General features: G+C 57.4%; 19 protein-coding genes. 12 read left to right on the top strand and 7 right to left on the bottom strand.

Translation table 11 applies throughout. From position 1 onward, the window contains the following. The first annotated feature begins 53 nt into the window (after positions 1-53). Positions 54-965 carry a triphosphoribosyl-dephospho-CoA synthase gene (locus tag EC9_RS13380; RefSeq protein WP_145345949.1) on the top strand — a complete coding sequence of 304 codons (912 nt, stop codon included), beginning with the start codon at positions 54-56 and terminating at the stop codon, positions 963-965. Here the strand turns inward: EC9_RS13380 and EC9_RS13375 are convergent. Together EC9_RS13375 and cimA are read right to left on the bottom strand one after the other, a co-directional pair. Next, positions 937-4,020 carry a valine--tRNA ligase gene (locus tag EC9_RS13375; RefSeq protein WP_145345948.1) on the bottom strand — a complete coding sequence of 1,028 codons (3,084 nt, stop codon included), beginning with the start codon at positions 4,018-4,020 and terminating at the stop codon, positions 937-939. The genes EC9_RS13380 and EC9_RS13375 overlap by 29 nt on opposite strands. A gap of 83 nt (positions 4,021-4,103) precedes the next feature. Further along, positions 4,104-5,684: a citramalate synthase gene (gene cimA / locus EC9_RS13370; protein WP_145345946.1), complete on the bottom strand. Its 1,581-nt coding sequence runs from the start codon at positions 5,682-5,684 to the stop codon at positions 4,104-4,106. A gap of 451 nt (positions 5,685-6,135) precedes the next feature. Here cimA and EC9_RS13365 point away from each other — a divergent pair, with 451 nt between their 5' ends. Both EC9_RS13365 and EC9_RS13360 read left to right on the top strand, forming a co-directional pair. Beyond that, positions 6,136-7,248, top strand: coding sequence for a hypothetical protein (locus tag EC9_RS13365; RefSeq protein WP_145345944.1), 1,113 nt, complete (start codon positions 6,136-6,138; stop codon positions 7,246-7,248). A 37-nt stretch (positions 7,249-7,285) separates the two neighbouring features. Next, entirely contained in the window at positions 7,286-8,197 is a 912-nt protein-coding gene (locus tag EC9_RS13360) for an NAD(P)-dependent oxidoreductase (protein ID WP_145345942.1), read from the top strand. Between the two features lie 84 nt (positions 8,198-8,281). Here the strand turns inward: EC9_RS13360 and EC9_RS13355 are convergent, their stop codons facing one another. After that, positions 8,282-9,181, bottom strand: coding sequence for a sugar phosphate isomerase/epimerase family protein (locus tag EC9_RS13355; protein WP_145345940.1), 900 nt, complete (start codon positions 9,179-9,181; stop codon positions 8,282-8,284). Between the two features lie 388 nt (positions 9,182-9,569). Between EC9_RS13355 and EC9_RS13350 the strand changes: the two genes are divergently transcribed. The 5 genes from EC9_RS13350 to EC9_RS13330 all read left to right on the top strand — a co-directional run bounded on the left by EC9_RS13350 (position 9,570) and on the right by EC9_RS13330 (position 15,414). Then, the gene (locus EC9_RS13350; RefSeq protein ID WP_218934818.1) at positions 9,570-10,571 is read left to right on the top strand and encodes a DUF1559 domain-containing protein; all 1,002 of its coding nucleotides are present in this window, start codon (positions 9,570-9,572) and stop codon (positions 10,569-10,571) included. A 12-nt stretch (positions 10,572-10,583) separates the two neighbouring features. Then, positions 10,584-11,045: an Mpo1 family 2-hydroxy fatty acid dioxygenase gene (locus EC9_RS13345; RefSeq protein ID WP_145345936.1), complete on the top strand. Its 462-nt coding sequence runs from the start codon at positions 10,584-10,586 to the stop codon at positions 11,043-11,045. A gap of 68 nt (positions 11,046-11,113) precedes the next feature. Beyond that, positions 11,114-12,790, top strand: coding sequence for an aldehyde dehydrogenase family protein (locus tag EC9_RS13340; protein ID WP_218934113.1), 1,677 nt, complete (start codon positions 11,114-11,116; stop codon positions 12,788-12,790). Positions 12,791-12,871: 81 nt separating this feature from the next. Further along, on the top strand, positions 12,872-14,200 hold the full coding sequence (locus tag EC9_RS13335; protein ID WP_218934112.1) for a parallel beta-helix domain-containing protein: 1,329 nt from the start codon (positions 12,872-12,874) through the stop codon (positions 14,198-14,200). Continuing rightward, on the top strand, positions 14,197-15,414 hold the full coding sequence (locus tag EC9_RS13330) for an SO2930 family diheme c-type cytochrome (protein WP_145345930.1): 1,218 nt from the start codon (positions 14,197-14,199) through the stop codon (positions 15,412-15,414). Before EC9_RS13335 ends, EC9_RS13330 begins: the two co-directional genes overlap by 4 nt. 22 nt (positions 15,415-15,436) lie before the next feature. On the opposite strand, the gene EC9_RS13325 is transcribed toward EC9_RS13330, so the two are convergent. Continuing rightward, the gene (locus EC9_RS13325; protein WP_145345928.1) at positions 15,437-16,894 is read right to left on the bottom strand and encodes a DUF1501 domain-containing protein; all 1,458 of its coding nucleotides are present in this window, start codon (positions 16,892-16,894) and stop codon (positions 15,437-15,439) included. 63 nt (positions 16,895-16,957) lie between these two features. Beyond that, positions 16,958-17,818 carry a hypothetical protein gene (locus EC9_RS13320; protein ID WP_145345926.1) on the bottom strand — a complete coding sequence of 287 codons (861 nt, stop codon included), beginning with the start codon at positions 17,816-17,818 and terminating at the stop codon, positions 16,958-16,960. A gap of 229 nt (positions 17,819-18,047) precedes the next feature. Between EC9_RS13320 and EC9_RS13315 the strand changes: the two genes are divergently transcribed. The 4 genes from EC9_RS13315 (at position 18,048) to EC9_RS13300 (ending at position 22,785) form a co-directional block, all read left to right on the top strand. Next, positions 18,048-19,334, top strand: a complete 1,287-nt coding sequence (locus EC9_RS13315; RefSeq protein ID WP_218934111.1) for an APC family permease — start codon at positions 18,048-18,050, stop codon at positions 19,332-19,334. An 83-nt stretch (positions 19,335-19,417) separates the two neighbouring features. Then, positions 19,418-20,413 (top strand): CPBP family intramembrane glutamic endopeptidase, encoded by a 996-nt coding sequence (locus EC9_RS13310; protein ID WP_145345922.1) that lies wholly within the window; start codon positions 19,418-19,420, stop codon positions 20,411-20,413. 248 nt (positions 20,414-20,661) lie between these two features. Further along, a complete protein-coding gene (locus EC9_RS13305; protein WP_145345920.1) occupies positions 20,662-21,075 on the top strand; it encodes a hypothetical protein in 414 nt (137 codons plus the stop codon). Positions 21,076-21,279: 204 nt separating this feature from the next. Next, positions 21,280-22,785: an alkaline phosphatase D family protein gene (locus tag EC9_RS13300; RefSeq protein ID WP_246105659.1), complete on the top strand. Its 1,506-nt coding sequence runs from the start codon at positions 21,280-21,282 to the stop codon at positions 22,783-22,785. 153 nt (positions 22,786-22,938) lie between these two features. On the opposite strand, the gene EC9_RS13295 is transcribed toward EC9_RS13300, so the two are convergent. Both EC9_RS13295 and EC9_RS13290 read right to left on the bottom strand, forming a co-directional pair. After that, positions 22,939-24,255 (bottom strand): sigma-70 family RNA polymerase sigma factor, encoded by a 1,317-nt coding sequence (locus tag EC9_RS13295; protein WP_145345918.1) that lies wholly within the window; start codon positions 24,253-24,255, stop codon positions 22,939-22,941. Between the two features lie 163 nt (positions 24,256-24,418). Further along, positions 24,419-25,939, bottom strand: a complete 1,521-nt coding sequence (locus EC9_RS13290; RefSeq protein ID WP_145345916.1) for a Do family serine endopeptidase — start codon at positions 25,937-25,939, stop codon at positions 24,419-24,421. Positions 25,940-26,178 lie beyond the last annotated feature (239 nt).

Below are 26,178 nucleotides of genomic sequence, written 5' to 3'. Positions count from 1 at the left end.
CGCGAGCGATCCTTTCGCAAGCTGGGGAGTTTCCCATTTCCAATCGCAACGACATGCCCGCATCCCCGTCGCATCGTTTCCCGCTGCATTCCCTTTCGATTGGGGCTGCGGCGAATCTTGCGTGCACGTTGGAGGCGACCGCGCCGAAGGCGGGTAACGTCTATCCGGGGCAAGAGTTTGCCGATTTAGGATTCGCCGATTTCTTGGCCGCCGCGTCGGTCTGCGGTTCCGTTTTCGAACACGCCGCCGACCGCAGCGTCGGGGAATTGGTCCTGCAGTGCGTTGGTGAAAGCCGTCAAGTGACACGCTCCAACGCGAACCTGGGGATCGTTTTGCTGCTGGCGCCGTTGGCCAAAGCTGCCGCGGCGATGGGGGAATCGGCGAATCGAAGCGCCCTGCGTTTGGAGCTCTCCCGTCAGTTAGCAGGTCTGACGCCGACCGATGGTCGCTTGGTTTTTCAGGCGATCCGAGAATCTCCGGCGGGTGGACTGGGAGACGCGACAACGCACGACGTCCGCGCGACCGAGTCCGACGTCGATCTGTTGGAAGCGATGCGTTTGGGGCAGGATCGCGACAAGATTGCCGAACAGTACAGCACCGATTTTCGCTTTCTGTTCGACGTGGTGGTCCCTTGTTTAGATAGCGCGATCAGCGACCAGGGGGATCTGTTGCGCGGCATCTCCCATGCTCAGATCGCGATGTTGTCCTCGCACGTCGACACGTTGATTCAACGAAAATGTGGCGACGCGATCGCAAAAGAAACGCGTCGACGGGCCCGTGTCGTTGCCGATCTGGGCCGTTGGGATGTGGGATCGGCAGAGTGGATCGAACTGGATCGCTGGCTTCGCGGCGATGCAAACCGCCGCAACCCAGGAACCACCGCCGACTTGATCGCGGCGGGGTTGTTCGTGTTGATCCGCACCGACGCGGCGGGCACTAAGCCTTCCGCGATTGCAGGTCCTTGATCGCTTGTTCGACCGCTGTCCGCTGCTGCTTCAACTCGCCCAAACTCTGCCGCTCTTTTTGCACGACTTCGGCTGGGGCTCGATCGACAAAGCTCTCGTTGGCCAGTTTGTTCTGCTTGCCAGAGATCTGTTTGATCAGATTCTCCAACAGCTTGCCGTTGCGTTCCAGTTCCGCATCGACATCGATGAACTTCTCGAGATCGACATAGACGTCGACATCGATCTGCGGCAGTGCGACGTGAGCCGAAGTGGCGGGGGCCGTTTGGTCGGGGCCCAACCCGGTTGCATCGGCATGCGCCAACGCAGCGAAGTAGGTCGTCATCGGCTGCAACAGTTCGGCGGTTGCGGGCGAGCAGCGAACGGCGAACGGGACGGTGTCGCGGGTGATTCCTTGGCGACTGCGGATCTCGCGGATCGCTCCCAACACGGTTTGGAAGATCGCAAATCGCTCTTCGATCACCGGGTCGATCTGCGAGGTGTCGGCGATGGGCCATTGGGCCAGCATCAACCATTGGGCGGCCGGTTGAGGTTCGCCCAGCCCTCGCGTCGGCGCGATTTGTCCCAGATGTTGCCAGATCGATTCGGTGACGAACGGCATGATCGGATGCAGCAATCGCAACAGCGTATCCAACGTATGCGCGAGAACTTGTTTCGTCGGCCCCGATTGCTCGGGATCGTTCAAACGCGGCTTGGCCATTTCGACGTAGAAGCTGCAGAATTCATCCCAGGCGAAATCGTACAACGCGCGTGCGGCGTCGGCGTAGTGGTAGTGTTCCAACGCATCGGTTACCTGCTTGGTTACCGATGCCAAACGGCTGAGGATCCAACGGTCCTCGGTCTCCAATGTGCTCACGTCCAACGGCGTGGTCGGTGTCGATTCCAGGTTCAACATCGCAAACCGGGCTGCGTTCCACAATTTGTTTGTGAAGTTTCTCGCCTGTTCAAAACGCTCGCTGACGACGGCGGCTTTGGGCAACGCGATGTCCGCTTCCGCTTCGGCCCACTGCGTCGAGAACTCTTTTTTACAGTGCTTGCAGGCAATCCGCGGCAGCTGTCGGTTCTTTTTGGTTTGGTCGTTCAGTTTTTCGCAGTGCGGGCACTCGAACTGGACGGGCATCCGCACGTCTTGGGTTTCAGCAGCGATCCACGCCAAGCCAAAGCGGAGCGAATCGGGGCCAAATTTATCGATCACGTCGTTCGGATCGACACCGTTCCCCTTCGATTTGGACATCGTTTCGCCGTTGCCATCCATGATTTTTGGATGGATGAAAACTTCGCGGAACGGAATCTCTCCGACGTTGTTCAGTCCCATCAAGACCATCCGGGCAACCCACAGCGTGATGATGTCGCGGCTGGTGATCAGCGTACTGGTCGGATAGAAGTATTTCAGTTCCTCGGTTTGTTCTGGCCAACCGAGGGTCGAATGAGGCCATAGGGCGCTGCTGAACCAGGTATCCAAAACGTCGGGGTCCTGGACCAGGCCGATCTCTTCGACTTGTTTTTCGATCGCGGCGTTTTCGGATTTGATGCAGGCATGAACCGAGTGATCTTCGGCGACGTTGTGTACCAATTGCCCATCGTTTGCCGCGGCGATGGCGTCCAGTTTTTCGGACATCGCTGACGCTTCGGCGGCGGTCGAACAGATCGTCGACCAGATCGGAATTCGATGGCCCCACCACAATTGGCGACTGACGGGCCAATCCCGTTTTTCACCCAACCAATCGAGATAACCCTTGCGGTAACGAGGTGGGAAGATCTGCACGCGTTCATCCGAAACGGCATCCATCGCCGATTGGGCCAACGTATCCATCTTCACGAACCATTGATCGGCCAGGTAGGGTTCGATCGCGGTTTTGCTGCGGTCGCTGAGTCCGAGTTCGATCTCACGATCTTCGATCTTGACCATCAGGCCTGCCTCTTCCAGATCGGCAACGACCTTCGTGCGGGCTTGCTTGATCGTCAGTCCTTCGTAGGGACCGGCTTCCGAATTCATCGTGCCATCGGAATTCAGAATGTTGATCATCGGCAGATCTTGCCGCAGACCGACTTCATAATCGTTGGGGTCGTGGGCCGGCGTGATCTTCACGCAACCGCTGCCCAGTTCGGGCTTGGCCCACAGGTCGGCGACCAACGGGATCTCGCGACCTAATAACGGCAGTCGGAGCTTACGGCCGTCCAACGCCATATCTCGCAATTGAATCAACATCGGCAGATGCGATTGGCGACGCTTGGCGATCGCTTTCAACTGGGCTTCGATTTCGGGGCGTTCCTTATCGCTGGCCGCCGCCAATTTCTCTTGCAGTTCCGCTTCGACCTTGTCCAATTGTTGTTCGGGGTCGGGATGGACGGCAACTGCGGTGTCTCCCAGCATCGTCTCGGGCCGCGTCGTGGCGATTGTCACGCTGGTCGGCTCGCCCGGTTTGGGATCGATGACGGGATATTGATAATGCCAGAAATGCCCCTGCTTCGTTTCGTGGAATACTTCGTCATCGCTGACGGCGGTTTGCAGGAAGGTGTCCCAGTTGACGAGCTTCTTGCCCCGGTGGATCAATTGTTTTCCAAACAGATCGAAGAACGTGGCCCGCACTGCCGCGGCGCAGGTGTCGTCCAGTGTGAACCGCGTCCGCCGCCAATCGCAACTGCACCCCATCCGCTTCAGTTGCCCGAGAATGCGAGTCTCGTATTGGTCTTTCCACTTCCAGATTCTCGCGACCAATTCCTCGCGGCCCAGGTCGTGGCGAGTTTTGTTTTCCAGTTCCTTCAAGCGACGCTCGACGACCGCTTGCGTGGCGATACCGGCGTGATCGGTTCCGGGCATCCAGAGCGCTGCATAGCCCTGCATGCGGCGCATCCGAACCAACACGTCTTGCAGCGTGTTGTTGAGCCCGTGCCCCAGGTGCAATGCACCGGTCACGTTGGGTGGCGGAATCACGATCGCAAACGGTTTCTTGTTGGGATCGGGCTCGGCGTCAAAGCAGCCAGCTTGTTGCCACGCGTCGTAAATCGTTTGACAAGCTTCGGTATGGTCGAAACGGTTTGGCAGCTCGTGAGTCATTGTTCGGAAGTGGAGTGAGATGGACTGGGGATTGGAAACGGATCGGAACACACCGGCGTCCGACGATCATTCACGCAGCGGTGTTATTTCGCTGCCTCATCGGCCAGGTGCAGTTTGTATTCAACCGCATCGACCAGTGCTAACCAGCTAGCTTCAATCAGGTTCTCGCTGACACCAATCGTTCCCCAACGGTTCTTGCCGTCGGTGCTTTCGATGTTTACGCGGATGTGCGCGGCGGTTCCTTCGTCGCAATTGACGACGCGAACCTTGTAATCGACAAGATGCATTTCTTCGAGCATCGGGTAATCGATTTGCAATGCCTTGCGCAATGCGGTGTCCATGGCGTTGATCGGGCCATGCCCTTCGGCCGCTTCGAATCGGACGTCGTCACCGACCGAAAGTTTGATGATCGCTTCGGCAAACGCGACATGTGTCAAGGCATCGCGATCGCCGGCAACACAGCGATATTTGATCGGTTGGAAATGCGGATTGTATTGCTCGGCACACCGTTTGACCAATAGGTTGAACGATCCATCGGCGGTCTCAAACTGGTAGCCCAAATTCTCCAAGCGGACGACTTCGGCCAAGATCTTGTCCATCAAAGCGCGATCGGCGTCGATGTTGTGCTTGCTGGTTAACGCGGCGATGTTGCTGCGACCGCTCAGTTCGCTGACAAGAATCCGTCGCTCGTTGCCGACCGATTCGGGATCGATGTGTTCGTAAGTGCTGGTCGCTTTGGCGATCGCATGAACGTGCATTCCGCCTTTGTGAGCAAACGCGCTTTGGCCCACAAAGGGTTGGTTGTTGCGGAGCTGCATGTTGGCCGTTTCGTAGACAAATCGGCTGAGTTCGGTCAGGTGCTGCATCTGGTCTCCGCCGAGCACCTCGTAGCCTCGCTTGAGTTGCAGGTTGGCCATCACCGAGATCAGATCGGCGTTGCCACAGCGCTCGCCGATGCCGTTGATCGTCCCTTGCACTTGGTTAGCGCCGGCGTCGACAGCAACCAAGGTGTTGGCAACGGCCAGTTCGCAGTCGTTGTGGCAGTGGATGCCGACTTGGACGTCGTAGTCTTTGACAGCTTCGATCGCGGCGCGAACGATTTCGCTGACCTCTTCGGGCATGCTGCCGCCATTGGTATCGCACAACACGATCCACCCCGCGCCAGCCGAAGCGGCGGCTTGGATCGTTTGAGCGGCATAAGCAGGATTCGCTTTCCAGCCATCGAAGAAGTGTTCGGCGTCGTAGATCACATCGCCACACTTCTTCAAAAACGCGGCGCTGTCGCCGATCATTTCTAAGTTTTCTTCCAGCGAAACGTTCAGCACCTCGGTGGCGTGAAAGTCGGAGGTTTTCCCGACAAACGTGTAGACCGGCGTTTGGGCTTTTGCCAGCGCGATCATTCCCGGATCGTCAGCCGCCTTGATTCCACGACGGCGTGTCATTCCAAAGGCGCAGACTTTCGACGATCCGAGGTCGAGGTTGCGGACTTGTTGGAAGAATGCGACGTCCTTTTCGTTCGACAGCGGATAACCACCTTCGATGAATTCCACACCCAATTCGGCCAACCGCTGGGCAATCAGCAGTTTGTCCTGTAACGAGAAGCTAACGCCTTCGCCTTGCGTGCCATCACGCAGTGTGGTGTCGTAGGTTTTGATCGATCGCATGGAATTAGGTCAGATGATGGGTTGTCGATAGAATACAAAAAAAACCCCAAAGGCCGGAAGCCTTAGGGGTTTGTTAACGTTTGCTTTCAAAACACAATCCCGCTCGGCTCGGCGTCAGGTCGACGGAGCAATAATAATGACAGCGAAGTCAATAATCGAAACGGTCGGCATTGTGGTGAATTCTATGGAGTTTGTGCTGTGGATCGTGAGGGTAACGTTGATTTCAGCGAGTGTCAATGGGATCCGGGTTCCGCCCTGTGAGGTGCGTAGTCCGCTGCTGCCATCGGGACGCTGCGTCGATATAATAAGGATTGCCAGCTGGGACCGGAGAGCCGCCCAGGGACTGCGTCCGACGAAATCGTGGGTGAGGCCAGCTTGCACCTAGTTCCATTTTACGTCCTCGTCGATCCGTTCGATGGGACCGTCGCCAACCCGTACGTCGGACCTCCTTGTGAATCTACGCTCTGTCGCTCGCTGGTCGGTCTGTTGGGTAGCGGCAGCTGTGCAGATGTCCGTCTTGCCAAATGTGTTGGTGGCCGATGACTTCGGCGATCAACTGAAGTCGGTCTGCCGCGTCGTCGGGACTCAGTTGCCGTTGCGCGTGGTGGCCCAACGGGTTCGCGAAACGCATGGGGTGAATATCTGGCTCGATCGCCGCGTCGATCCGACGACCATCGTCTCGCTGTCGGCCGCGGCCGGTTCGTTGGAAGCGACCCTGCAGGCGATCGGGACGAAATCAGATCTCGAAATCGGATTTTGCGATCCTATCGTGATCGTTGCGCCGCGGGGCAAGGCGATCGATGCGGCAACACGGATCTTGGCGCTGCGGGCTCGATTGCGCAGCGCCAGCGGCGCCGCATCGACGCGGTTGTTGGAAGATCATGACCTCGCTTGGGATCGCTTGACCACGCCGGCGGAGATCGCCCAACAGATCGGCCAGTTATGGCAGACATCCGTGGCGGCCGAATCGCTTCCGCACGATCTCTGGGATCGGAAGCATTTGAATTCGATCGATGTGGTCGATGCCTTGGTGCTACTTGCGGCGGGATTCGATTTGAGTCCAAGCTATGATCCGCAGCAGTCCTTATTTCGGTTTCATCCGATTGAAGAAAGCGTTGCCGCCGCGTTAGATTATCCGGCCGCCAAGGTCTCCGCGACGATGGTGCGCGAACTTCGGAAGATCGACCCCAACGTTAAGTTGGCAAGAAAAGGGGGGCTGGTTCGGGTCACTGGCAATGCGGCAGTCCATCATCGAATCCGTCACCGCGATGGCGCGGGGGCTGCCAAGCCGAACGGTGGCTTGGCGGGAATCGATCCTCGGATGCGACGGTTTACGTTGCGGATCCCCGGTATGAAACCGGCAGCTTCCATTTTGCAGGCGGTTTGCAACGCCAGTGGTTTGGCGCTAGAAACGTCCGACGCCAGTCCCGACGCGTTGCAGACGCCCGTTGGTTTGGAAGTCGAGGACCAATTGGTGACCGAGATCATCGAATCGATCTGCGTTCAGGCTGGACTGGCCGTTCGATTCGATTCGACCACGGCGGTTGTTAGCGATCGCCAGTAAACGAAACTTCATTCACAGCAACCCAAGATCTAGACACATGCTCTCTGTCGAAGCGAAGAAGACTCGAATTGGTTGGATTGGCACCGGCGTGATGGGCCGCAGCATGTGCGGCCATTTGATCGATGCTGGATTTCCGATGACCGTCTATAACCGATCGCCGGAAAAGGCAGAGGCGTTGGTTGCCAAAGGAGCAACGCTGGCCAGCAGTCCCAAAGAGGTTGCTCAGCAGAGCGATCTGATCTTCACGATCGTCGGCTTCCCCAGCGACCTGCGACAAGTCACCTTTGGCTCGGAGGGGACTTTGGAGAACGCCGCGGCTGGAAGCGTTTTAATCGACATGACGACCAGCCAACCGTCGTTGGCCGTCGAAATCTATCGAGAGGCACAGGAACGAGGCGTCCACAGCGTCGATGCGCCGGTCAGCGGTGGCGATATCGGGGCCCTTGAGGCGCGGTTGTCGATTATGATTGGCGGCGACAAAGCGGTTGTCGATGCGCTGGAACCGTGCTGGCAAGCGATGGGGAAGACGATCGTCTACCAAGGGCCTGCCGGATCGGGGCAGCACACCAAGATGGTCAACCAAACGTTGATCGCCACGGGGATGATCGGCGTTTGCGAAGCGCTGTTATATGGCTACAAAGCGGGTTTGGATTTGCCGACGGTTTTGAAATCGGTCGGTTCTGGGGCAGCGGGCAGTTGGTCGTTAACGAATCTTGGGCCCAAGATCATCGACAACGATTTCGACCCAGGTTTTTTCGTCGAACACTTTATCAAAGACATGGGCATCGTACTGGACGAATCGCATCGCATGGGGCTCGCGATGCCTGGCTTGGCGCTGGGGAAACAGATGTACGAGGCGCTCAAGGCACAAGGGCACGGTCGCGATGGGACCCAGGCGTTGATCGCGGCGTTGGCACAACTGTCAGGGATCGATTGGGCGAATCGATAGACATCCGAACCGCCGCTGGCCACCGGTCAGTCGAAGACGAGGGGCGTCTTCGACCGATGCTTGGGTGACTTCGACAGCCGTAGCTTAGCCGATCGTGCGTTTCATGTTGGCCAGGATTTCGGTTAACCGTTCCTTGCCACCGCCGCCAACCTCCGCGGCACACCAACCTTCGTAACCGATTTCGTTCAGCGCGGCTTTGACATCTTTCCAATCGACATCCCCTTCACCAATTTTTGTGAACCGGTTGTCCGCGCGCGAGAAGCCTTTGGAGTCGAGTTTGACGATTCGTTTGCCAAGCGTGCGAATCCAATCGCCGGTGTTTCCGTATTTCCAGTGGTTGCCGATGTCGAATTGCATTCCGACGTGAGGCGAGTTGAATTCGTCGACGTATTTAACAAACTTGTCGGCGGTTTGATTGGAATCGCCGTCGTGATCGTACAGGAATTGATTCCATACGTTTTCGATCGCGATCGTCATGTTCAACTCTTTAGCCAACGGGATGGCTTTGGAAATGTTCTCGATCGAGCGTTCCCAAATCTCGCTCTCGGGCCCATCTTCCCCTTTGCCGACAACCAGCAGCACGGTATCACCGCCAACCGCTTTGGTGTCGCGAAGTGCGATTTGAAGATTTTCCAATGCTTTGGCCCGCGTTGCGGCGTCGGGGCTGGTGTGCCGAATCGACCAGTGTCCGGCGCAAACGGTGCCGTCGACGACCAGGCCTGTCGCCTTGATCGCGGCTTTGGTCTCTTCGACGTCCATTCCGGGAGAGTTCATTTCGATGCCGTCGAAACCAACCTCTTTGACGACTCGGAACCGCTCTTCCAAAGAGGCACCGTCGATCTTGACCATCCCGATCTTCAGCGTGTTGAGGATCTTCGATGTCGATTGCCAGGCAAATGCCGATGGGGCAACCATCGTGGCAGCTGCAACGGGGGGAATGGTACGCAATAGATCGCGGCGAGAAAGGGCTGGAAGTCGACTCATGGTGGGAGATCCTCGGTGGACGTGGATTGATAGGAAGGAGATCGGAAAGGACGCCGTTGCGCCCCGATCGAGCCCTCACATGATACTCATAATTGCGGCCTCCAGACAGCGACAAATCGGTAAGCCGACCATCGACAGGGTGGTTGCGTTTCGGCTGACCGGAACGCTCCAAATCCAACTGTCGCGCGTGCAATTGCAAAGAATCGAAAGGGATCCGACCGCCTGGATGCTTGTGTTCGTTCGTCCAGTGGGCAGAAAGCCCCAGAAAGGGTTGCCTTTTGCGGTTTTCCGATAGTTGGTGCGGAGGAGCGGCCCTAATATGGGTGTAATGGCACACATGTGCCTCTTGTTCTTCTTATTTGTTCCAAATTGGTCGGGAGTTCGTTGGATGAAAACAACAAAACGTGGGTTTACCCTGGTGGAATTGTTGGTGGTTATTGCGATCATCGGAATCTTGGTCGGGCTGCTGTTACCTGCAGTACAAGCGGCGCGGGAAGCGGCGCGGCGGATGCAGTGTTCCAACAATTTGAAACAGACGGCGTTGTCGATGCACAATTATCACGACACGTACAAGACATTTCCTCAGGGAGCGATCGTTAAGTTCGGCGGCGCTTCGCTGTCGAGCAACTTCTATGTCAATGCGTTTGCATCGACGCTACCCTTTATCGAACAGGGAGCTTTGCAAGATCTGTATAACTTTGATGTTCCCTGGGAGCAGCAAACGCCCGCGGTCGCTCGGACTGTCATCTCGACCTATTTCTGTCCTTCGAATGCAGGGGAAGATGTTGTATCCGATACGGCAATTGGCGCCGTTTTGGCCAGTTTTGGCGCGACGGTGGGCGACACGTTTGGGGTCTCGACCTATCGGTTGTCCAAAGGTGCCCACGGCGAATGGTCGAACAAGCCCAATGGATATGGCAGCGCGAAGGGAATGTTTGACCTAGGGCTGAAAACGAGTTTCCGCGACATCATCGATGGAACAAGTAATACGTTCTGCATCGGTGAAGGGGCATCCGGAGGACGACGCGTGCTGTGTGCAGGGGTTGATTGTGATGAGTCAGGGACGGTCGAAACTGTCAGTGCGACTGGATGGATGATTCCGCAACCGATCCCCGATGCGGCCGGTTTGATTCGCAACAGTAACTTTGCTGGCACTGTCGAACCGCTGAACAAAAATCCGACCACGTCGACGAATCTCGCCGAGGCAGACTTTGGTAACGCGGCGCCTGGTGGCGGAGATACCGTTGGCAACTTCGGCAGCTATCATCCCGGTGGTGCCAACTTTGCACTGGCCGATGGCTCGGTTCGGTTCGTCGGTGAAACTGTCGATATGGTGATTTATCGTGCCGTCTCGACCGTTGCCGGTGGCGAAGCCGTTTCCTTGCCATAGGCATTCGATTGAATGAAAAGTAAATCCTCCGGCCAATGGTTTGCACAGTATGAGGTCTGTCATCGCAACCCAATCAACGAACGGATCCATTGGGTTTGTGTTCCGTTGATCGCCGCATCCTTTCTGGGGTTGCTGTGGGATCTTCCCTTCCCACAGTTGCCCTGGAGTTGGATCAACTGGAGCGTCGTCGTCATGCTGGCCTCGCTGGTTTTTTACGTCCGGTTATCGTTCCGGTTAGCTGTCGGGATGGCGATCTGTTTTGTTTTGCTGTGGGCCGCGATGGTTGCCTATCATGCGAACTTCGATACTCCGATTTGGCTGCCTTCGTTGGTGGTCTTTGTTGTCGCTTGGATCGGCCAGTTCATCGGCCATCGTATCGAGGGTAAGAAGCCCGCGTTTTTTGAAGATCTCCAATTTCTCTTGATCGGTCCTGCGTGGGTGCTCAACGCGCTGTATCGACGCTTGGGGCTTTAGCGACCTCACCGGGTAGCACCTTCCACATCCATTTCTCTCTACAGTGCATCTGTATGGCAATTGATTCAGTGTCAAAACGCCAACCACACGATATCGCGGCGCTCGACGCGGCGGTGATCGAACTTCGATCGGGGGCGGAGCGATTAAAAGTGCTTCCGTTGTTGGACTGTTGCGAATTGGTCGATGCATGCGCCGCGGCGGTGGTGCAACATGCCGATGAATGGATTCGCGTCAGTTGTGAAGCGAAGCAAATCGCTGTAGATCGCCCCGTTGCGTCCGAAGAGATCCTCGCCGGACCAGGGACTTTGTTGCGGTACTTGCGATTGGTCGCTGCCGCGTTTCGCGACTTGCATCAGACCGGTACGCGTCGTCTGCCAGGATCGTTGCGGACGAATTCGTTGGGACGATTGTGTGTGCCGATCTTGCCAGTCGGTTCGCTGTACGATCGATTGATATTTCAAGGGCTGCAGGCGGAGACTTGGCTGCAGCCGCACGTCGACGAGGCTTCGATGTTTTGTGACGTTTGGCAAACGCGGCGCGATCGTCCGGCGCGAGTCGCAGGGGTGTTAGGGGCGGGGAACGTCAGCGCGATTCCAGCGACCGATGCCTTGCACAAGATCTTCTACGAATTCGAAGCGGTACTGTTGAAGCTGAATCCGGTCAACGAATATTTGATGCCGGTTTTCATGAAGATTTTCCAACCGTTGATCGACGCGGATCTGTTGCGGATCGTTCGTGGCGATCGCGAGCTGGGGACTGCCATGGTCCAGCATGACGGGATCGATACGCTTCATTTGACCGGTTCTCATTTGACGCATGATGCCATCGTTTGGGGGACCGATCCGCAGCAGAGAGCGCAGCGCCAGCGAGACAACTCGCCGTTGGTGACCAAAACGATCACGAGCGAACTGGGGAACGTGACGCCTTGGGTGATCGTGCCGGGCGAGTATTCGCGGCGTCAGCTGAAATCTCAGGCGGAACACTTGGTCGCTTCGATCGTTGCCAATGCGTCGTACAATTGTGTTGCGACCAAATTGATTGTGACGTCGCGCGGTTGGTCGCAGCGAGAAGAGTTCTTGGACTTGGTCGATTCTCTGTTGGCTGATGTACCCCCTCGCTACGCCTATTACCCAGGTTCCCGAGAGCGATTCGAGCGCGCTGCCGGTTTCATGCCCAGCGGCGATGAGGAAAGTTTGCCGTGGACGTTGATCCGCGATGCGCGCCCCGATCGGACGCCTCATCTGTTTGAGGAGGAGTCGTTTGTGTGCGTCTGCGCCGAGACGCAATTGGATGAAGCCGCACCGGATCGGTTTCTCGAGCAGGCGGTCGATTTTGTCAACGATCGGGTCTTTGGAACGCTGTGCTGCACGCTGACGCTTCCCGATGCGTGGCGGAAGCAGCATCGCACCCAGTTGGAACGTGCTATCGATCGGCTGCGCTACGGTTCGGTTTGTCTAAACCAATGGTCGGGAATCGTCTATGGCTTGATGACGCCTGCATGGGGAGGTCACCACAGCGGAACTCTCGCGGCACCGGCCAGCGGCCTTGGGCACGTTCACAATACGTTTGGGCTGGCCGGAATCGATAAGACGGTGTTGTTTGGTCCGTTGAGCAGTTCGCCCAAACCGGTTTGGTTTCCGAGTCATCGGACCGCGGATCGGTTGGGCCGCAGCTTGATCCGGTTCTACGAAAAAGCAGGCCCGATGCGGCTGCCTGCGATAATCTATCATGCGCTGCGTGGATAACGCGGGCAGGACAACGACATTCGAACTGAAGACTTCCGCATTTCAAAACTCTTAATCTAGTGAGCCGCGACAATGATACGAGTGACTCTGATTCTTTTGTCTCTGGGAACGCTGGCGTCGATCGGTTGTCGCGATCATTCGCCGATGGCCGACAGCGGTGCGGAGGTTTCAACGATCGCGGACGCTGCTGAAAGCGTGTCGCCCGACGCGACCGCAACGATTTCCGAAAGTATTACCAGCGTGATCATGCCGGGGCCCGAGGCGCAGGCTCAAGCCCAGGAGGCGTTGATCACGGCGGAGCCCGGGGACGTGATCGAGTTTGCGGCGGGTACGTTCGAATTTGTCGGTACGCTTTCGCTAGACGGAATCGCGGGAATCACGATCCGCGGCCAGGGGATCGACGACACGATTTTGAACTTTACCGGACAGCGGAAGGGATCGGGGGGCGAAGGGCTGATGGTGAAAGCCGACCGATTTACGATCGAGGACTTGACGATTCAAAACACTCCCGGCGATGCGATTAAAATCAGCGATTCGAACGAGGTCACGATCCGCCGAATCCGAACCTGGTGGAGCGAAGGCCCCAGCGAGCAGAACGGAGCTTACGGGATCTATCCGGTGATGTGTTCGAATGTCTTAATCGAGCACTGTGTTGCCGAATGCGCATCGGATGCTGGAATCTACGTCGGCCAAACCCGGCAGACGATCGTCCGCCACAATCGTGCGATGCGGAACGTGGCCGGAATCGAAATCGAAAACACGATTGGGGCCGACGTTTACGAGAACGAAGCGACCAACAATACCGGCGGGATCTTGGTCTTTTCACTCCCCGGTCTGCAGCTGAAGAATGGCAGCCACACCCGAGTCTTCAAGAACCGACTGTTTGACAATAACCATCCGAACTTCGCTCACGAGGGGGCGATGGTGGCAACGGTTCCCGCCGGGACCGGTTTGATGATCATGGCCAATGATCACGTCGAAGTCTTTGAAAACGACATTCACGGGAACAAAACAGCCAACTGTGCTGTCGTCAGCTTTTTGGCGACGCAGCGGAAGTTCGACGATCCGCAATACGATCCGTATCCCGAAGCGATTCACATCCACGACAATCGGATGTCCGACGGTGGCAAAGACCCACAGGGGGTGTTCGGTGACATTTACAAGCAAGCTGGAAAATTGCCGATGCCCGACATTGTGGTCGATGGGGTTTTGGATCCGGCCAAGTTGGTCGATGGGAAGTTGCCCGATACGCTTGCCTGGGGAATCGTTAACAATGGGGATGCGACCTTCGTGAACCTGGGGCTGGCAGCGATGTTGCAGGGGAAGGGGGCGGAGATCAGCGACGACAGCGGTGACTATGCCGCCGCGCGAGATCCGTTGGCGGCGATCGTGCTTTCTGGAGTCGAATGAAGATGACCGCCACGGCGAAGCAGAATTCTTCTCTTCAAAAACTTGCGTTTACCGCAACGCTTGCTGCAGTGCTGGTCTTCGGTTTGTTGGGCTGTCGCCAGTCGGTGCCGGTTGGGGATGCGACAGGTGATGGTTCTTCAACATCTGAATCGATCGTCGCGGTCGATGCCGATCCCGTTCCAACGAACGAGTCGCGACGGACGCGGCGGGCGAAGTATTTGCCGCGGCTTTCGCAGTACGCATTGTTCGACGGCGCGTTGGCCAATTTGGAACCTGCCGCTGGCGTGCTGCCGTATGATGTCAACACGCCGCTCTTCTCCGACTATGCGGCCAAACATCGCGTGGTCCGTCTGCCGGATGGGGTTACGGTGGCGTATCAACCAACCGACGTGTTCGATTTTCCGGTGGGAACGGTGCTCGCAAAGACGTTCTATTATCCGCATGACATGACGCAACCGGGACAGGGGCGTCGACTGATCGAGACGCGGATCATGTTGCACCAGCCGACCGGTTGGATCGGTTTGCCTTATCTTTGGAACGACGAACAGACCGATGCGATGCTGTCGTTGACCGGCGGGGCGGTCGAAGTCAAATGGAAACATCGCGATGGCCGTGATCGTCGCAACACGCATTTGGTGCCGAATTTCAACGACTGCAAACGTTGCCATGAGAATCAAAAGTTCGAGCCGATCGGTCCCACCGCTGGTAACTTGAATCGCGATTTCGATTACACCGACGGGCGGGAGAACCAATTGCGGCGATGGGCCGAGATTGGTCTGCTGACTGGATTGCCCGACTCCACGCAGGTGCCGCGGTTTGCGGTTTGGAACGACGAAGCAACGGGCGATTTGAATGCCCGCGCCCGGGCATGGTTGGATGTGAATTGTGCGCATTGCCACAGCCCGATCGGGCCGGCTCGCAATTCGGGACTGCACCTGCATGTCGGTGTGGCGGAACCGTATCGCTTGGGCGTCTATAAAACGCCGGTTGCGGCGGGGCGTGGTACGGGGGGACGATTGTACGACATCGTTCCTGGCCACCCGGACGCTTCGATTTTGATGCATCGGTTGGAGACGGATCACGTCGGCGAAATGATGCCAGAAATCGGCCGATCGTTAGTCGATGAAGAGGGGGTAGAATTGATTCGCCAGTGGATCGAAGCGATGGAACCAGCGGCGGTTCCGGCCACGTCGCCGGGGTCGGCAGGGATTTAGATCGACGAGCAGACGCTTGGGGTCAGGCAAACAGTTCGCCGACCGATTTGCCTTTGCCATCTTCAGTGACATAAAACGGACGGCCTTCGACATCGAAACCGGTCTGTGGACTGATTCCCATCGCGGTCATGATCGTGGCGTGCAGGTCTTCGATCGTGACCGGGTTTTCAATCGCCATCAATGGTCGTTCCGGCGCGGTGGCTCCGTACAGGAAACCTTGTTTCATGCCGCCGCCAAACATTAAGACGCTCGAACCGCCCGTGAAGTGTCGGTGCAACCCATAGTGTTTCATCTCGCTGAGCACGTCGACTTTGGCGGTCGCTTGATCGTTGGCGTTGGAACCGGGTTGGCCTTCCATCAATGCATCGCGACTGAATTCGGATGCCAGGATGACAAGCGTGCGGTCCAACAGCCCACGCTGCTGCAGGTCGGTGATCAATTGGGCGACGGGGCGATCGATTTCGCGATGCATTCGTTCGACGGTTGCGTGTCCATCGTTGTGCGTGTCCCAGTGCAAGAAGGGGACGTATTCGGTGGTCACTTCGACGAACCGAGCCCCCGATTCGACCAAGCGTCGCGCCAACAGGCATCCTTGTCCAAAACGGCCGGTGTTGTAGCGGTCGAAACTTTCTTTGGGCTCCAAGGTGATGTCGAATGCTTTACGATCGTCGCTGCTGAGCAAGCGGTAGGCGGAATCGAACGACCGCAACATCGACTGCTGTTGGTAGTCGCTCATCAGTTCGCGATTGGGGTTGCTGTCGACCAAGCGGCGAAACAAGCGGTTGCGATCGGCAAACCGTTGCGAACGCATTCCCTTGGGTGGTCGGACCGAGATCGCGGCCTGGTCTGGGTAGGGGAGGTTCATCGGCCCAAACTCCGAGCCGAAGAAGCCAGCGGTGGTGAAGGCCTTCAGTTCTTCGCTCTCGCCGACCCCTTCGAGACGTTGTCCGATGTTGATAAAGGCCGGCATGACTTCGTTCCGCGGTCCCAACACGCGCGACATCCAGGCACCGATGTGAGGTGCCGCGACGGTTTGCGGCGGGACGTATCCGGTGTGCCAATGGTATTGATGACGCGAATGCAGGATGCTGCCAAGGTCGGGTTGGACGTGTGAACGGATCAACGTTCCCCGGTCGATCACGCCGGCAATGTGTTCCAGCCCCTCGCAGATCTTGATCTGATCGACGGCGGTATCGATCGCTGGAAAGGTGCTAAGCATGTCGGCCACGGCGAGGCCGGGTTCGTACGGAAGGTAACGTTTGGGATCGAAGGTGTCGGGGGCCGCCATGCCACCTCCCATCCAAAGCAAGATGCAGGCATCGGCGGTGGGGCGTGGATGTTCCATGTCGCCGCCGGTTTCAGCGGACAAGGGGCGAGGTGCGGTGGCGGCCAACGCGGCGGTGCTGGCAGCGGACAACTGACGCAAGAAATCACGTCGGGCGATCGATCGAGGAACGGTGGGATCGTCGAAGAGATTCATAATCGGATGCGTTGGCAGGGATGGGATTTCGGATGCGTTGGGGGACGAAGCGGTTCGCCCCAATCAATCTTCGGGCTGTTCGTCGTTGGCGGCCGACGGCGTCTGCGGGCCGACGTAAAATTTGGTTAGATCGAGTCCTTGACGCTGTTCTTCCTCCATGATCTTGAGTCGTGTTTCCAATCGCTCCATCCGCCGCATCAATTGGGGAACGAGGTCGACGTTGGGATCGGCCGCTTTGGCTTTGGGGACTTGGGGGTATCCGAGATGGCGTTGCATCGCGGCGAACAGGAACAGTGGATCTTTGCGGTGGTTGGCCATCGCCATCCGCCCCTCGTGTTCGCCGAATAGCGTGGGGAGTTTTGGTTCGAACTGAGGTCCCTCGATCGCTCGTTTTCGATTGACGTATTCCTCGCTGCGTAGAAAGATCATGTCGGCCAGGTCGACCAAGCCGATCTGATGGCGAACCTCCAACAGCCAATGGCTCCAGTGGGCGTCGTAGATCGGGTCTTCGCTCATCGCCTTGAGCCCTTGATCGTATCGCAGTCGGTTTCGGCAGAGGGTTTCAAATTGGTACAGAAAACAACCCTGACGACTCGGTTCGCGGCTGCGATATTCGGCGTCGTGTTGCAACACTTGGACAGCGATCTGCATCCCAAATCGACCGCTGGCGTATTCGGCTTCGTCGACCAGGAAGGTTTGGAACGGGGTGAAGTAATGTTTCATGCGACGCATCGCCGGCCCCATCGCACCACCATGCAGCAGTTCGGTCAGCAGGAAATCGACTGCCATCGGCAGTTTGGTGCTGGTCAGCAGTTCGTATTTGACTTGCTTCAGCAGGTCTTGCATCGCCAAGCGTTCTCCCATCCGCTCGCTGAGGATGCGGAAGAAGTAAGCTTGTTCGACGAGTTCTTCTTTGGGTAACACAAACGTGTTCCTTTAACGGGGGCGAGCAACGGGTGGGCGACCCAATTCCTATGTTAACCGGTTTAGACGCGCCAACGTAGCCAACCTGTGGATCTTTCGACGCCGGTGGGACCTTTCCCCGTCGTGGTCTGGACGGGGGCTCATGGCGGACCTAAAACTTCGGGTTTGCAGTCTTTTTCAGGTGATCGGACGATTGAGTAGTACTAACCGGCCGAAACGAACGATTGGCATGACGTCGCTGGTCTGCTTGGTGATCGCCAACATGATTGGGGCCGGAGTCTATACGACCAGCGGGTATTCCTTGCAAGCGTTGGGGACCCCGACGCGCGTGCTGGCGATGTGGGCGGTCGCGGCGGTGATCGCGATTGCGGGAGCGATCTGTTACGGCGGCCTGTCGCGACAATTGGTCCGCTCTGGCGGTGAGTATCTGTTCCTGTCGCGGGCGGTCCATCCGTTGGCCGGGTTCATGGCGGGTTGGATTTCGTTGCTGGCAGGGTTTACCGGCGCGATCGCTTTCGCGGCGACAACTTTTGTGAACTACTTGCCCGAACAATTGGGGGCCGACGAGCCGCGCGAGAAGATCATGGCGGCGGTCGGTTTGATCGCCCTCGCGGCACTGCTGCACTTGTTCCAGACCGGCCCGGGGACGATCGGCCAAAACATTTTGGTGGGGATTAAGTTGCTGGCGATCGTGGGCTTCATCGCGATCGGTATCGCGGCGGTCGAATTGCCTGCGGCGGTTGAGGCGACCGATGCCGCAGCGGCGGCGGGGCCCAGTTTCTCCACCTACGCAAACCAATTGATGTGGATCTCTTTCAGTTTCGCCGGCTTCAATGCATCGATCTATGTCGCGGGGGAAGCTCGCTTGGGGAAGCAGACCGTTCGCCGATCGATGTTGTTCGCCGCCGTCGGCGTCTCGGTGATCTATTTGTTGTTGAACACCGTTTTCTTGTTTACCGCCCCGCTGTCGGAAATCGTCGGCCGCGGAGATCTTGCCGCGGTAGTCGGGGACTATCTTGGCGGTGAGACGCTTGGGATGGCGGTTCAGTTATTGGTGGCGCTATCGTTGGCGACCAGCGTCTCGGCGATGTTGCAAGCTGGCCCGCGGGTGTATGTGAAGATGGCCGAAGATGGAATGTTGCCGCGGTGGTTCATTCCCAGCGATGGTGTGCCGCGGACGGCGATCTTATTGCAAGCCTATTTGGCGACCTTGTTGGTCTGCGCGGCGACCGTCCAGGATTTGTTGGACTACACAAGTTTTCTGCTGTCCGTCAGCGCCGCGTCGACCGTATTGTGCCTGTTGTTGCCCAGGTTTCGCGGTCAGCCGGGGCAGCGACCAACGATCATGTGGCCGGTTCTGCCCGCCGTTTTCGGACTCATGACGCTCGGAATCGCGATCGTTGGGTGTCTGTATCGCTACCAACAGAGTCCGACCAGCCTGATGTTGAGTCTTGCGGTGGTCGGATCAGGAATCGGAGTTTACTGGTTTCGCCCGGATCGTGTTGGACCGCGGTAGCCCTGTTTTCTGTTGCGTAATTGAATTAGTTTTACTGATTCGCTCCACTCCGCCGACTCACTCCCACCGGTAGCACTGAATCGATGAGCCCTCTGGAAATTTTCTCGGCTGTCTTTGGCCTGTTTGCGTTGGCAATGGTCTTCGGTAGCTTGTTCACGTGGTCGCTGGGACTGCGTCGGCTGTGGCAGGGGGGCGAGTTCTTGCCGCTGGAACGGCGCACGCCGGTGGGCTGGGGGGTCGATGGCGTGATCGTCTCCTTGGGGCTTGTTGTTCTGTTGGCCAATGCCGCCAGCTTTATCGCCCAACGGGGCGGTTGGTTGGAATTGCCCGAGGATCCGCAGAAGACGCCGATCTCGTTGTCGGATATGTCGACGTTGTTGACCCTTGAAGGAGGTTCGCGAGTCCTTGCTTGTGGTCTGGTGATCTTATGGTTGGTGGCCCTGTATCGGTCGAGCGCCTTGGATCTTGGGTTCGCCCTGCGTTGGTCGCACCTAACCGCGGGCTTGGTCGGAGTGGTCGCGTTGTTGCCCCCGATCTATCTGTTGCAGGCGTTGTTGACGCTGTGGTGGGTCGAATACGAACACCCGGTCTTGGAATTGCTGCAAGAATCGGGAGACCCGATCTATCTGTTGCCGATGGCGATGGTCGCGGTCGTTGTCGCACCCTTGACCGAAGAGTTTTTGTTTCGCGTCGTCCTGCAAGGCTGGTTGGAAAGCAAGGGGATGAAGGATGCATCGCCGGCTGGGGATAGCTCTGGCCATGTTGGAATGGATGCCGGTGCAAGTACTTACGATGGCGGTGCGCCGTCGGGAGAAGGGCTGGCTGGCGATGGGGAGAGATCGACAGCACCCGACCGGACCGTCCCATATTGGCCGATTCTGGTCAGCAGCCTGTTTTTTGCATTGGCCCATCTTGGCCATGGCCCTGCTCCGGTAACGCTTTTCTTCCTCGCTTTGGGGCTCGGATACCTCTATCGCCAGACGCATAGCATTTGGCCATCGTTGATGGTTCATTTTTGTTTGAACGCTATCACGATGATCGTCGCGGCGGTCAGCATGATGCTGGGGGAAGGATTGTAGCGTTGCGGCGTCTGCAGCGGTGCGATCTGAACCCAATGCGACATGTGGGGGGGCTTCGGGCTAATGGCGGCTGGATTTCCTTAATCTGTTTTTCATCATTGTTTTTGAACTCTAAGGGCGATGTCTTCCGTAAGGTGGCTTGTCTACGGCACGGCAGTTGCATTGCCTAAGGCCGGAACGGAAATGGGATTGGCGAGGTTGCCAACCCTGATAGCCACAAGTTCGATTTTGCACGGGAAAACAGAGCAATGAGCAATGCAACGGGACAATGGGACGCGGATTGGAACAACGTCGACATCTTGCAAATGCCAAAAAACTGGGCACGCTGGATCGAAACGTCGCCAACAATCCTAGCACTGTTGGCGATTTGGATCGGGCTGGTATCGGCTTATGACATTTATCTGACAATTAAGTTTGCCGATTCGTTGGCCTACCTGGAACAGAACCCGGTCGCCCGCGGGATCTTGAATCTCGATTCGATCCATGGGATGGGGGTCGAGCACTTGGCTCGGTTCATCGGGATGAAGTGTGGTGGTACGGTGTTGTCGATCGGAGCGCTCTTCATGATCAGTCATTGGAAGCACCATCTCGCCAACCTGGCTGCCGGTGGAGTTGCGTTGGTACAGTTGGGCGTGCTGGCGTTCCTCAGCTTTGCCAACTGATCGTCCACCGAATTGAAAAGAAGACCTACCTAAATCGATCCCACCTTGCGTATCGATCCCGCCTTACGATCCTTTCATGAAGTCCTACGGACATGTCGGCAACCGTTTTCGTTGGAGCTTTCTACGCTTCCGAGGAATCGTTTGCTAGAATGTTTTCACATCACCCGTGAAATACAGACGCATGACATTCGATGGGGTTTCACCTTGCAGACTATCGTTAACTCGCGACGTTTCCTAACACTGTTCTGCCTGTTGGTCGCTTGCCAATTGCCCACATGGGCTCAACCGTCCAGCAAATCGACGGCACCGGCAGCCGGGATGGGGATCATGGTTGGCGAACTGACCAGTACGGCCGCCCATGTTCAAGTTCGGTTGACGGTTGGGGAGAATTTGGTCGAACGCGATTTGCCAGGAGCCGCTGGAACCGTTAGTTTCCGGTTGTTCAAAGAGGGAAATGATCAGGTCGTTGCCAAGCAGATTCTCAAGGCCAGTGAGCACCGCGACTTTATCGCCCGAGCGACCTTCAAATCGTTGCAGCCCGGGACTCGATACCGCTGCGAGACGACAATCACTTCGGGGACGGACGTCGGCAAGCCGGGACCGGTTGCACGGTTCAAGACATTGCCGGCGGTCGACGCGACTGCGGAGGTTCGGTTTGTCGTTGTGACGGGGATGAACTACGCCAAGTTTCATGGCGACCAACGAATCGATTTGAAGCAGCACCGGGTCGAAAACAACACCAATCTTCCGGCCCCCTATGCTGGTGTCGACAAACCGTTGGGCTATCCGGCGTTGGCGTCGATCTTGAAGCTGCGGCCCGACTTTTTTATTGGAACCGGCGATAACGTCTATTACGACACGCCGGACAAGCCCCGCGCCAAAACTGTCACCGAACTGCGGCAGAAGTGGCACGAACAGTTTATCCAGCCACGGTTTCGGGATCTGTTTGGCGAGGTCCCTACTTACTGGATGATCGACGATCACGATTTCCGGAAAGACGATTGTGATAATTCGGGAAACTACAGTCCCACGCCGGTTCTTGGCCGCCGGTTGATGTTGGAACAATTGCCCGTCGCCCAAGCGGACGATTCCGATGCCAAGACGTATCGCACGTTCCGGATCGGAAAGGATCTGCAGATCTGGCTTACGGAAAACCGGATGTATCGCAGCGACAATTCGATGCCCGATGGTCCCGAGAAAACGATCTGGGGTGCGGAGCAAAAAGCTTGGTTGATGAAGTCGTTGGAAGCGAGCGATGCAACGTTTAAGTTGTTGATCTCGCCGACTCCGATGGTCGGCCCCGATGATAAACGCAAGACCGACAATCACGCCAACATCGGTGGCTTTCGGACCGAACGGGACCAGTTTTTTGCCTGGTTGAAGACCAAACGGATCGACAACGGAAACTTCTTTGTCGTTTGCGGCGACCGGCATTGGCAATATCACGCGATCGATCCCTCTGGCATCGAAGAGTTCTCTTGCGGCGCGTTGGTCGATGCCAATTCGCGGCTCGGCCGGAAGGCGGGCGATCCCGCATCGACCGATCCCGAGGGTTTGATCCAACAGCCCTATTTGCAAGATCCGCGATCGGGAGGTTTCTTGGAAGTGACACTTTCGCCGGCCGGCGATTCGCAGCCCGCGACGCTGCGATTTATCTGGCGCGATGAACAGGGCGTCGTCTTGCACGAAACCGATAAACCGGCCAAATGATTTCCAAATTCCGCGACGCGGGGTTCGCGCAGCCGCTGCAACATATCAGCGGACTGCAACTTGCCCGCGCGCCGCGGGGGAGGTTAACGGTTCAGCGAACCTCGGTGCGAAGTTCGCTGGGCGATCGGCCAATCGGTTGGCCGCCGGACTGGCTTAGAAGTCGTCGAGCTCTTCGCTCATCCCTTCCAACTTTGACAGCGCTTGGGTTTGGATCTGTCGGATCCGCTCGCGGGACAGCGACATTGCCGAGCTGACTTGGGTCAGCGTTCGTGGGATGCCATCTTTGATCCCGAACCGCAATTCGACGATCCGCCGTTCACGCGGTTCCAAGCGGCCCAGCATCGACAGCACCATCGGGCGCAGGTTCTCTTGCTCCTGCAGATAGGCGGGATCGGATGTCTCCGAAGCTTCGGGCAGGGTTTCGGCCAACGTCAACCGGTCGTCGTCCAAACGATCGTCGATGGAAACCGTTTCCCGCAGCGCTCCCAACGCCCGCTTGGTCGATTCAAACGACATCCCCGCATCCCGCGCGATCTCGTGTGGGTCGGGATCGCGGCGATGCTGGCGGTAGAATTGCTCTTGGGTTTGACGGACCTGTTTGACTCCCGAGAACGCGGCTTGAGGTACCCGGACCAGCCGGCCTTGGACCGCCACCGCACGGCTGATCGCTTGCCGAATCCACCATGTCGCGTAGGTGCTGAAGCGGAAGCCGCGATCGGGATCAAATTTGTCGATAGCCTTCATCAACACCGCGTTCCCTTCTTGAACCAAGTCGAGAAAGCCGAGTCCGCGGCCGCGGTATTGTTTGGCGATCGGGATCACCAGGCGTAGATGGTGACTGACGAAGTCCTGCTTCAACGCAGTCAGGTGACCGCGTAGATCGTCGGCCCGGTTGGAAATTCGATCCAGTTGACGCGATGTGGACTGACAGTCGGTCGCATCGAACACCGCTTCCAAGATGTGGACGCGGACCGGCAGGTCGTTCAATAGGTTGCGGACCGAATGTCGGCGTCGGCGGAGCCGTGCGAGGGCCGATTGTCGTCTGGCCTGACTGCAGCGGCGGGCGGCGACCAGTTTCCGATCGACGGTATCTTCATGGTCGATCCGCAGCAACGATTCGATGACATGCGGGATCGCTTTGCGCAAAAACTTGATCCTGGGCAGATCGTTTGGGGCAACCTCGATCACGGTGTCGATCCGCACGTCGCGGGCGTCAACGGTTGTCAAAGCGTCGATGATTCCAGGCAATATCCGACGGTGCATCAACAAGCAGTGGCGGTAGACGGTGCCGGTCTTTTTGATCCGCTTTGTCGCGGCGATTTCTTCGGCTGAGGTCAATAGACGGGTTTTCGAGACGTCGGCGAAATATTCTTCGAGGCCTTCGTTGTCGTTGCTCGAAGTGGATCGACTTAGTGTGCGGGACTGGCTGCCCCAGCGATGAGACGACGATTGATTGGCAAAGCGGACCATGGGGCTCTTCTCCGGGTTGGTTGGTGCATTCAAGCGGTGATGCGGTGATTAGTCGTTTGGCAAATCGTCGCAACGGCGGTTGGCTGGGTGAACCATTGCCGTTGCGACGTGCCTCAAAAGAGCGCTCGAAAGTCGAGCGCGAGGGGGTGGGCGACGGGGACGATTACGTTCCCGACTTCAAGATCAGGTAACGCGAACCTTTGTCCGATTTGACCAACAGCAGCAAGGCGTCGGACAGATCGTGGTCCTCGGTCAATGCTTTGAACTGTTCGACCGAATCGACGGGTTTGCGTTCGACTTGCGTAATCACGTTTCCTGGTTCGAGTCCGGCGCGGTCCGCAACGCTCCCTTCCACAACGTTAGTAACGACGACGCCTTGGTGGACATCCTTGAGTCCCAGTTTGCGGGCCAGGTCTGCGTTCAGGTCGCTGACTTCCATCCCCAGCGATTCGACTTTCGAAGCCGCGGCGGAGTCACCGTTGCTGGCCAACTTGGCATCGGGTTGGACTTCGCATACCGCTTCGATCGTCATCTTCTTGCCGTCACGCATGATCTCGATCGCTTGCTTCGCACCGGGATCACTTTGTTCGACCACGTTTTGTAAACCGCGTGGGTCGTGCACTTCGCGGCCGCTGAAGCTGAGGATCACATCGCCTTGCTTGAGTCCCGCCTTTTCGGCCGGTGAAGCGGTGACGACATCGGTAACCAACACGCCGTGATTGGATTGGACGCCAAACGAGGCGGCCAATTCGTGGCTTACTTTTTGGATGGCAACACCCAACATCGCTCGGCGAACGACGCCGTCTTTGATTAATTGATCGCTGACCCATTTGGCTTCATCGATGGGGATTGCAAAGCCAACGCCGTTGTTGCCACCGCTGCGCGAGGAGATCGCGGTGTTGATTCCGATCACTTCGCCGGCCAGATTGACCAACGGTCCACCGCTGTTTCCAGGGTTGATCGCCGCATCGGTTTGCAGGAAGTTTTCACGCGCTGTGATTCCAATCCCACGGCTTTTGGCGCTGATGATACCCGCGGTCACGGTCCCTTCGAGACCAAACGGTTGACCTAAGGCCAGCACCCAGTCGCCGATCTCCATCCGATCGCTAACTCCCAATCGAGCGGCAACCAGTCCGGTAGCACCATCGATTTTCAGGACGGCAAGATCGGTCTTCGGATCGGTTTTCACTTCCGACGCCTTGAATTCTCGCCCGTCGGCCAATTTGACCATCACGTTGGTGGCATCGGCGACGACGTGGTTGTTCGTCAGGATCAAGCCCGACGAATCGATGACCACACCCGATCCGATCCCGGTCCGCGTGGATGAGTCCGCCGAAGGTTTGTGATGCGGTTTCATTTGAGGTTGGCCGCGGAACATCTCGCCGAAGGGAGATCCTTCGCCGAAGAAACGCTTCATCATCTCATCGTCCATCGGCCGGCCTTGCTGCGGCGATGAATTGGCGACCTCGGTTTCCGAGGTGATCGTGACGACTGCCGGAGCGACGACACGAGCTGTCTCGCGGAACGCTTCGCTCAATGAATTCGCGTTGGCGACCGCTGCTGTCACCCGCGGCTGGTTGGATTCGGCTTGTAAGTGCACTGCCGCTGTCGATCCAATCATCGCGGTGATCGCGAGCCCTACGATCCATGGGGCCCGTCGTTTATCAAATTTTGTCAGACTCATTTAGGTGCTCCTAAAGTTCGCCACCGGGAAGGCGGCCTAAAAAATCAAAGTATCCACGCTGCCGTGGTGCGGCTCGATATCACCACTCCCTGAGTGATGCGATCCGTTGGTGTGTCCTAAACGCACGGTTTGTGCCAAACGGGATGAACGGCCCTCTTCACCTGGCTCAAGAAGCGTCGATGCGATCGGAATGTCAACGATTTGCAGTGCGAAAAGAAAATTGCAAGATGCGCCCGAGG

Origin of the sequence: Rosistilla ulvae, assembly GCF_007741475.1 — a bacterium.
Classification (GTDB): domain Bacteria; phylum Planctomycetota; class Planctomycetia; order Pirellulales; family Pirellulaceae; genus Rosistilla; species Rosistilla ulvae.
Note: the sequence above shows the minus strand (reverse complement) of the source record. Positions and strands in the feature narration are given on the sequence as shown.

Excerpts from the sequence above, each read along its gene's own strand:
- EC9_RS13380 (WP_145345949.1), top strand. The coding sequence starts at position 54 with ATGCCCGCATCCCCGTCGCATCGTTTCCCGCTGCATTCCCTTTCGATT.
- EC9_RS13375 (WP_145345948.1), bottom strand. The coding sequence starts at position 4,020 with ATGACTCACGAGCTGCCAAACCGTTTCGACCATACCGAAGCTTGTCAA.
- cimA (WP_145345946.1), bottom strand. The coding sequence starts at position 5,684 with ATGCGATCGATCAAAACCTACGACACCACACTGCGTGATGGCACGCAA.
- EC9_RS13360 (WP_145345942.1), top strand. The coding sequence starts at position 7,286 with ATGCTCTCTGTCGAAGCGAAGAAGACTCGAATTGGTTGGATTGGCACC.
- EC9_RS13355 (WP_145345940.1), bottom strand. The coding sequence starts at position 9,181 with ATGAGTCGACTTCCAGCCCTTTCTCGCCGCGATCTATTGCGTACCATT.
- EC9_RS13350 (WP_218934818.1), top strand. The coding sequence starts at position 9,570 with ATGAAAACAACAAAACGTGGGTTTACCCTGGTGGAATTGTTGGTGGTT.
- EC9_RS13345 (WP_145345936.1), top strand. The coding sequence starts at position 10,584 with ATGAAAAGTAAATCCTCCGGCCAATGGTTTGCACAGTATGAGGTCTGT.
- EC9_RS13330 (WP_145345930.1), top strand. The coding sequence starts at position 14,197 with ATGAAGATGACCGCCACGGCGAAGCAGAATTCTTCTCTTCAAAAACTT.
- EC9_RS13325 (WP_145345928.1), bottom strand. The coding sequence starts at position 16,894 with ATGAATCTCTTCGACGATCCCACCGTTCCTCGATCGATCGCCCGACGT.
- EC9_RS13315 (WP_218934111.1), top strand. The coding sequence starts at position 18,048 with ATGACGTCGCTGGTCTGCTTGGTGATCGCCAACATGATTGGGGCCGGA.
- EC9_RS13310 (WP_145345922.1), top strand. The coding sequence starts at position 19,418 with ATGAGCCCTCTGGAAATTTTCTCGGCTGTCTTTGGCCTGTTTGCGTTG.
- EC9_RS13305 (WP_145345920.1), top strand. The coding sequence starts at position 20,662 with ATGAGCAATGCAACGGGACAATGGGACGCGGATTGGAACAACGTCGAC.
- EC9_RS13295 (WP_145345918.1), bottom strand. The coding sequence starts at position 24,255 with ATGGTCCGCTTTGCCAATCAATCGTCGTCTCATCGCTGGGGCAGCCAG.
- EC9_RS13290 (WP_145345916.1), bottom strand. The coding sequence starts at position 25,939 with ATGAGTCTGACAAAATTTGATAAACGACGGGCCCCATGGATCGTAGGG.